This is a genomic window from Acinetobacter sp. GWC1_38_13 (genome assembly GCF_001767535.1).
Taxonomy (GTDB): Bacteria; Pseudomonadota; Gammaproteobacteria; order Pseudomonadales; family Moraxellaceae; genus Acinetobacter; species Acinetobacter junii.
The window spans coordinates 1-7,831 of the sequence record NZ_MELG01000100.1; the positions used below are offsets into that span (position 1 = coordinate 1).

At 41.4% G+C, this 7,831-nt stretch carries 6 protein-coding genes and 1 pseudogene; 5 read left to right on the forward strand and 2 right to left on the reverse strand.

Features of this window, described 5'->3' with window-relative positions:
* A pseudogene (locus A2003_RS10700) lies at positions 1-305 on the forward strand (hypothetical protein); the annotation flags it as partial.
* Between the two features lie 64 nt (positions 306-369).
* Here A2003_RS10700 and uvrA read toward each other — a convergent pair.
* Entirely contained in the window at positions 370-3,201 is a 2,832-nt protein-coding gene (gene uvrA / locus A2003_RS10705; protein ID WP_286687330.1) for an excinuclease ABC subunit UvrA, read from the reverse strand.
* Positions 3,202-3,567: 366 nt separating this feature from the next.
* Between uvrA and A2003_RS10710 the strand changes: the two genes are divergently transcribed.
* The 3 genes from A2003_RS10710 to A2003_RS10720 all read left to right on the forward strand — a co-directional run bounded on the left by A2003_RS10710 (position 3,568) and on the right by A2003_RS10720 (position 5,580).
* The gene (locus A2003_RS10710; RefSeq protein ID WP_005403383.1) at positions 3,568-4,170 is read left to right on the forward strand and encodes a TetR/AcrR family transcriptional regulator; all 603 of its coding nucleotides are present in this window, start codon (positions 3,568-3,570) and stop codon (positions 4,168-4,170) included.
* Positions 4,171-4,173: 3 nt separating this feature from the next.
* Entirely contained in the window at positions 4,174-5,151 is a 978-nt protein-coding gene (locus tag A2003_RS10715; RefSeq protein ID WP_286687331.1) for a zinc-binding dehydrogenase, read from the forward strand.
* A gap of 72 nt (positions 5,152-5,223) precedes the next feature.
* Positions 5,224-5,580: a DUF1304 domain-containing protein gene (locus tag A2003_RS10720; RefSeq protein WP_130576465.1), complete on the forward strand. Its 357-nt coding sequence runs from the start codon at positions 5,224-5,226 to the stop codon at positions 5,578-5,580.
* A 150-nt stretch (positions 5,581-5,730) separates the two neighbouring features.
* On the opposite strand, the gene tenA is transcribed toward A2003_RS10720, so the two are convergent.
* Complete coding sequence (gene tenA / locus A2003_RS10725) at positions 5,731-6,411, reverse strand: thiaminase II (RefSeq protein WP_286687332.1); 681 nt, start codon at positions 6,409-6,411, stop codon at positions 5,731-5,733.
* Between the two features lie 174 nt (positions 6,412-6,585).
* Between tenA and A2003_RS10730 the strand changes: the two genes are divergently transcribed.
* Entirely contained in the window at positions 6,586-7,668 is a 1,083-nt protein-coding gene (locus A2003_RS10730; RefSeq protein WP_004909842.1) for a DUF475 domain-containing protein, read from the forward strand.
* Positions 7,669-7,831: the final 163 nt, after the last annotated feature.

A 7,831-nucleotide genomic window follows, 5' to 3' on the forward strand; every position in this document is an offset into this window, starting at 1 on the left:
GGTGTATTTTACTTTTTTCATCGGGACATTCTCTCAAGAAAAGTGGTCTCCGACAAACCCGGTACGGTTCATGGTTTAAGTATTTGACAGAAGAAATTTATCAGGAATCTTTCTTTGTAGAGGAAAATGATAGCTTGATACAGTATTTAAAAAGGTTATATTTAATTCCAGTAGAAGATGATTTTATACGCTCAATAGTTGTAAGTGTTTTAGAAAAAATTGGTGAGGAATCCGAATTTAAAAAAAGGTATATGCATGATATTATTGAGAATCATTTGCTGGAAAAGCTTAATAATTTTAGATGATTGATTATCCATTACTTCTAACCTCAATTTAGAGAATGAGGTTAGAAGAATGAGAGCTAGAACATTACTTCAACATCGGTTTTAAGAAACGTCCTGTATGTGAAATATCAACTTCAGCAACTTGCTCAGGCGTGCCTTCAGCGATAATTTGACCACCACCAGAACCCCCTTCAGGGCCTAGATCAATCACCCAATCGGCAGTTTTGATCACATCTAAATTATGCTCAATCACAACGATGGTATTACCCTTATTACGTAGCTCATGCAAGATATCGAGTAACTTGGCAATATCATGGAAATGTAAACCAGTGGTTGGCTCATCTAGGATATATAAGGTTTTACCCGTATCACGTTTTGCTAACTCACGCGCTAATTTCACGCGTTGAGCTTCACCACCTGAAAGGGTTGTTGCTGCCTGTCCCAAACGAATATAACCCAGTCCTACTTGAGTCAGTGTTTCTAGACGACGATGAATCACAGGAATTGCACTAAAGAATTCGGCTGCATCTTCTACCGTCATTTCTAACACATCAGAAATATTCTTACCTTTATAGCCTACTTCCAGTGTTTCACGATTATAACGCTTGCCATGACAGGCATCACAAGGCACATACATATCAGGCAGGAAATGCATCGCGACCTTGATCATGCCATCGCCTTCACATGCCTCACAGCGCCCGCCTTTTACGTTAAACGAGAAACGACCTGCGCTATAACCACGTGCTTTGGCTTCAGGGGTTTGCGCAAATAACTCACGAATTGGGGTAAATAAACCAGTGTAGGTAGCAGGGTTCGAACGTGGTGTACGACCAATTGGACTTTGGTCAATATCAACCACCTTATCCAAGTGCTGTAAACCATCAATTGAATCAAACTTTTCTGCGGTAAGAGTGGTTGCACCATTGAGTTGAGTGGCTGCTAAAGGCAATAAAGTTCGGTTAATTAAGGTTGACTTTCCTGAACCTGAAACGCCAGTGACACAGGTCATAATGCCTAAAGGAATGGTTAAATCGACATTTCTAAGATTATGTCCGCTTGCGCCTGAAAGCTTAATCACTTCATCAGGACGTGGTGATTGGGTACGTTGTTTTGGCACTGCAATTTTTAATTTGCCTGAAAGATATTGACCTGTAAGCGAATCGGCATGGTTCGCCAATTCGTCATAAGTTCCTTCAGCAATGATCGCACCACCGTGAATCCCTGCACCTGGTCCGATATCAATGATATGGTCCGCAGCACGAATCGCATCTTCATCATGCTCAACGACTAGCACGGTGTTGCCCAAATCACGTAAACGAATGAGCGTTTGTAATAAGCGATCATTATCACGTTGGTGTAGACCAATCGATGGTTCATCAAGCACATACATCACACCCATCAAGCCTGCACCGATTTGCGAAGCGAGACGAATACGTTGTGCCTCACCCCCTGAAAGGGTTTCAGCCGAGCGTGCTAAGCTTAAATAATTGAGTCCAACACTCACCAAAAAGTGTAAACGCTCACGAATTTCTTTAAAAATTTTATCGGCGATTTCGCCTTTAGCCCCTTCAAGATTGAGGTCTTGATAATAACTTTCTGCATCACCAATCGACATCTTGGTGATTTCAGCAATGGTTTTGTCTTTAACACGAACATGACGCGAGATTTCATTGAGACGAGAACCACCACAGGCATCACAAGCGGCATTAGATAAGTATTGGGCTAAGTCATCTCGGACATAATTCGATTCCGTTTCACGATAGCGACGTTCCAAATGTGGCAAGATTCCTTCAAAAGGTTGCACACGATTATGTTTACGACCACGTTCATCAATATAACTGAGGTCGATTTTTTCTTTGCCTGTACCTTGTAAGAATTTCTTTTGTGTCTCTTTATCCAGTTGATTCCACGGGGTATCGAGTGGAATATCAAAATGATCTGCGACTTTTTGAAGCATCGTATAGTAATACGGACGCTGTCTGTCCCAACCACGAATTGCACCTTGGCTGATCGATACTTCTGGGTTTGGAATAAGTTTGTCGGCGCTGAAATGACTACGCGTCCCTAAACCATCGCAGACAGGGCAAGCACCAAAAGGATTGTTAAATGAGAACAAACGAGGCTCGAGTTCAGCAACCGCACGGTCACATTCAGGACAAGAGTGTTTCGCTGAAAAGACACGTTCAGGGTGTTCGCCATTCATCCACGATAAAATTGCAATATCGCTACCTAAACGTAAGGCAGTTTCAAAGGATTCAGCAATTCGATTGCCAAGATCATCGCGGACTTTGAAACGGTCGACGACGACTTCGATGGTATGTTTTTTCTTTTTGTCTAACTCAGGTGGGGTATCAATATCAATAATTTCGCCATCGACACGCGCACGCACAAAGCCTTGGCTTTGTAATTGTTCAAATAAGTTACTGTATTCGCCTTTGCGCTCACGGACCACAGGTGCGAGCAACATCAGTGCCGTACCTTCTTCAAGCGATTTTACTGCATCGACCATTTCCGAAACGGTTTGTGCGACCATCGGTAAGTCATGTTCTGGACAATAGGGTGTACCCACACGCGCATAGAGCAGTCGTAAATAGTCATAAATTTCGGTAATTGTTCCAACTGTTGAACGCGGGTTATGGCTCGTTGATTTTTGCTCGATCGCGATCGCAGGGGATAAACCTTCGATTGAATCAACTTCAGGTTTTTCCATTTGCGAAAGGAATTGTCGTGCATAAGCCGAAAGTGATTCAACATAACGGCGCTGACCCTCAGCATATAAGGTATCAAATGCCAACGATGATTTCCCTGAACCTGAAAGCCCTGTGATCACCACAAATTTGTCACGTGGAATATCGAGTGACACATTCTTTAAATTATGGGTACGTGCGCCTCGAATACGGATATGACTTTGGCTCATGAAAACATCTCAATAATATGCAATAGAAGATCAAAAGACGTTGAACATTGATGGGGTGCATCATCAATTATTTAATTTGAATGTCTTGAGAGAAAGTTCAGTACCAATCAATTTAAAATAATTGCAGAGCAGCATCGTGCTGTTTAACAGGTCTTATATGATAGCGCCTTAAAATTGTTCAAGTGGTATAAAAATATTTAAAACGACAAATTGTGACGGTCAGACCACTTTTTCAAACATGATCAGTCTCAAACCGAGTTGTATTTTTATCATTCCTTTTCTCATTTTACTACTGTAAAGCTGTTGCTAAATAAAAATACATAACTTTACTAGGCGACTGGTCTAATATTTATTTATAGTGTGAACATGAAACGATCAATGAAAAGTGAAGCAACCCGAAAACACATCTTGGATACCAGTTTTGAATTGGTATTGCATAAAGGTTTTGTTGGGGTTGGCTTACAAGAAATTTTGAAAGCCTGTGACGTACCCAAAGGTTCGTTCTATCACTATTTTGCGTCTAAAGAGGCCTTTGGTTGTGCTTTATTAGAGCAGTACATGGCTGACTATAAAGTACGTGTCGAACAGCTGTGGCAGCACACTGAACAAAGTGCTTATGCACGTTTGATGGCGTTGTGGCAGGCGTGGATTGACGATCCAATTTACGGCAGTTGGGCAGAAAACTGCTTAATTGTGAAACTCGCGGCTGAAGTCTCTGATTTATCAGAAGACATGCGACAAATTTTGAATTTAGGTGTGCATCGACTCACGCAACGCATAGCGCTGCTATTACAAGAAGGGCAGCAGCAAGGTTCGATTCCAACACATCTTGACCCATTTAAAACAGCTCAAGTGATGTATCAGCTTTGGTTAGGTGCAGCATTGATGACCAAATTGGCACAAGACAAAGCACAATTGCATCTCGCTTTGGATACCACGAAACAGCTGTTACAACCGATACAGGAATAAATCATGCAAAGTATTATTCATCATCAATTTGGCGAACCCGTAGATGTTTTAGAAGTAGCGGATATGCCTCAACCAAAGCCTAAAGCAGGTGAAGTGCGTATCAAGACCATTATGTCTCCAATCCATAATCATGATGTATGGACGGTGAGGGGGAGTTATGGCTATAAGCCAACTTTACCTGCAATTGGTGGTAGTGAAGCGGTAGGTATCGTCGATGCTGTAGGTGAAGGTGTCGATGAAAGTAAATTAGGGCAACGGGTTGCAGTTGCTGGCGTACATGGCAGTTGGGCAGAATATTTTATTGCTCCTGCGCAAAGCATCATTCCTTTAAATGATGCGATTGATGATGAAACAGCAGCTCAATTGATTGGTATGCCGATTAGTGCATTGATGTTATTGGACTTTGTAAATGTTCAAGCAGGTCAATGGCTGATTCAGAACACAGCGAATGGTGCTGTGGGTAAAACCGTTGCCATGATTGCTCAAGCGCGTGGTTTGCAAGTGATTAATCTCGTGCGTCGTACTGATGCGATTGCTGAAATGCAGGCTTTAGGTATTCAACACGTAGTTGCGACTGATCAGGCGGATTGGATGCAACAAGTGAAAGCCATTCATGCTGATCAGCCATTAATTGCAGGCGTGGATTCAATTGGTGGAGCGGCGAGTGGTGAAATGCTGAATCTACTGAGTGAAAATAGCTTATTAGTTTCATTTGGCAGCATGACGGGTGAAACCATGCAGATTTCATCGGGTGATTTGATTTTCAAACAGGCTACAGTGAAAGGCTTTTGGGCAAGTGTAGTCAATAAAGAAATGCCAGCAGAGCGTAAAAAGGCATTATTTGTTGAGTTATTAACCCTTGCAACACAAAAGAAGCTGATTTTACCTGTAGAAGGCATTTTCAGTTTTGATGACATTAAAACAGCTGCACTGAAAGCGACTCAGGGAGCACGTCAGGGTAAAGTGTTGTTAAAAGCTTAATTTTGAAAATTGCATGACCAGTCGTGAGGCTGGTCTACTGATATTGAGTCATACAATAAAAAGGAAAATGAGATGATTGGACAACTGCTCGTAGGATTAATTGCTGTCTTGCATGTTTATATCTTAGTGTTGGAAATGTTTTTATGGGATAAACCAGCAGGTTTAAAAGCATTTGCGAATACCCCTGAAAAAGCTCAGCTCACCAAAGTTTTAGCGCAGAACCAAGGTCTCTATAATGGTTTTCTTGCAGCAGGCTTATTCTGGTCGTTAATTGCACCTGAAACCTATGCTGTGGCTTTGGCGAATTTCTTTTTAGGTTGTGTATTGATTGCAGGTATTTATGGTGGTTTGACGGCGAGCAAAAAAATTATTTATATCCAATCTGTACCCGCATTGATCGCCTTAATTGCCGTTAACTTTTTTAAGTAATAAAGGTATTCACTCGATCTGATTTGTGTTTTAATGCAGCCAGTTTGAGATGAGCCTCATACAGTATATCGGACGATACGATATACGACTAAGCCCCTTTATGGGGCTTTTTTATGTCTAAGAGAATGTCGTGTTTAATTATTTATGGGATTAAGCGTGATCTAACCCTAACCCTAACCATTGGCGTTGCTGATAAGCGCTATCCCAAAATAACCACTCCAGCTTTGCACCCATCGTATATGCTGCGTGCATTTTTGCTAAAGTATCTTCATCGCAACGCGCTGCTACTTTATCAATCGTTGCAATCACATTACTTACCGCTGTATTAAATTCTTCACCTGCATAGGTATCAATCCATGCTTGGTAACGGTTATTGTCAGCGGATTGGTGAATAATTGATTTCCCGACTTCTGCATAAATCCAAAAACATGGAAGCAATGCCGCTAAAATCACAGGATAACTTTCTGACCAAGCTGTAGCCGTTAGAAAAGATGTGTAGTGATGACAGGCAAGGGTGAGCGGGGTATTTTCAAATTCAGTTTTGCTGATGGAAAACTCTTGCATGAAATCACTGTGCAGACTACGTTCAACTATGATTGCAATTTTTGCAGCTTCAGAAAATTGAATTACATCATCCGCTTCATAAGCTTTAGCAGCAGCAACTGCAAGCGCACGACCATAAGCCAATAGATAGTGCGCATCTTGAATCACATAATGACAAAAGACTTGAGGGTCCAATGTTCCTGCTGCAAGTTCTTGGTTGAATGGAAGTGCGAGGATTTTTTGATAAAGGTCGATGTTGCGCTGCCAGACATCCTGAGAAAAAGTCATAAATTGAACCTGTAAAAACAATAAGTCTAAGATTTTATTCAAACTATATCAGAACTTAGCTTTGATCGTATTTGATCTCAAAATAAGTCCAACAATCTTTTCTGTCTTTCGGTCAAAACTCGCCTACAATAGTCACATTTTTCTACCCAAACGATTTCGAATAAAAGGTTGCTCATGAAGCATTTTCGTTTCTCAATTTTCTTTACAGTAGTGTGTTTAGCACTATCTGCTTACTGGGGCTATACGCATGGCCCAGAAGCAGGTATTGCAACAATGCTGAAAGCATTAACTATTACTGCAATTTTGGCAGTGATGGAAGTCTCTCTCTCTTTTGATAATGCCGTGGTCAACGCATCAGTACTCCGTAATTGGGATCATTTCTGGAAAATGATCTTCTTAACGGTGGGTATTTTAATTGCCGTATTTGGTATGCGCTTGGTTTTCCCTGTCGTGATTGTTGCTGTCACAGCAGATATGGGCATGATGGAAGTCGTGAAATTGGCACTTAACGATCCGAAGTCTTATTCAGCTCGTTTGATGGAACATCATGCAGAAATTGCAGCCTTTGGTGGTACTTTCTTATTGATGGTTTTCTTGAATTTCTTCTTCGATGATGAAAAGGAAACTCATTGGTTCCGTTGGATCGAATCTAAACTCTCACATCTTGCAAGTGTTCCTGCGATGTCTGTTTTCATTGCTTTGGTTGCGATGTTAATCATGGCGGCGAATGTTGAGGAAAGCAAACGTCTGGTAGTGACGATGGCTGGAATCTGGGGGATTGTGGTTTATATTGGTGTGCAAGTTCTCAGTCATTTATTGGGTGGTGAACCTGAAATTGATGAACACGGTAATGCCGTAATGCATGATGGTAATGGGGCTGCATCAGGTGTTGTCAAAGCAGGTTTTGGTGGTTTCTTATATCTTGAAGTCCTAGATGCATCGTTCAGTTTTGATGGTGTTATTGGCGCATTTGCGATTACCAGTGATGTTGTGATCATTATGTTGGGTCTTGCGATTGGTGCGATCTTCGTCCGTTCGATGACCATCTATTTGGTTGAGAAAGGCACTTTAGATGCTTACATCTTCCTTGAACATGGTGCGCACTACGCGATTGGTGCATTGGCATTTATTATGATTGCTAGTGGTACAGGTTTACATGTACCTGAAGTGGTGACTGGTTTGATTGGTGTCGCATTTATTGTTTGGGCGGTAATTGCCTCGATCCAATACAGTAAACGACAGAAGCTAAGCTCTTAAGATTAGTTTCAGTTTGATCACTTAAGATCTTTTAAAGGGACGGTAACGTCACTACTGTCCCATAGTTTGCTTTAAATAAAAAACCCTGAGTCTGAATAGTTAAAATATGAGTGCAAACAAACACTTTAACTATAAAGGACTCAGGTTTTGTCACATCAGAATA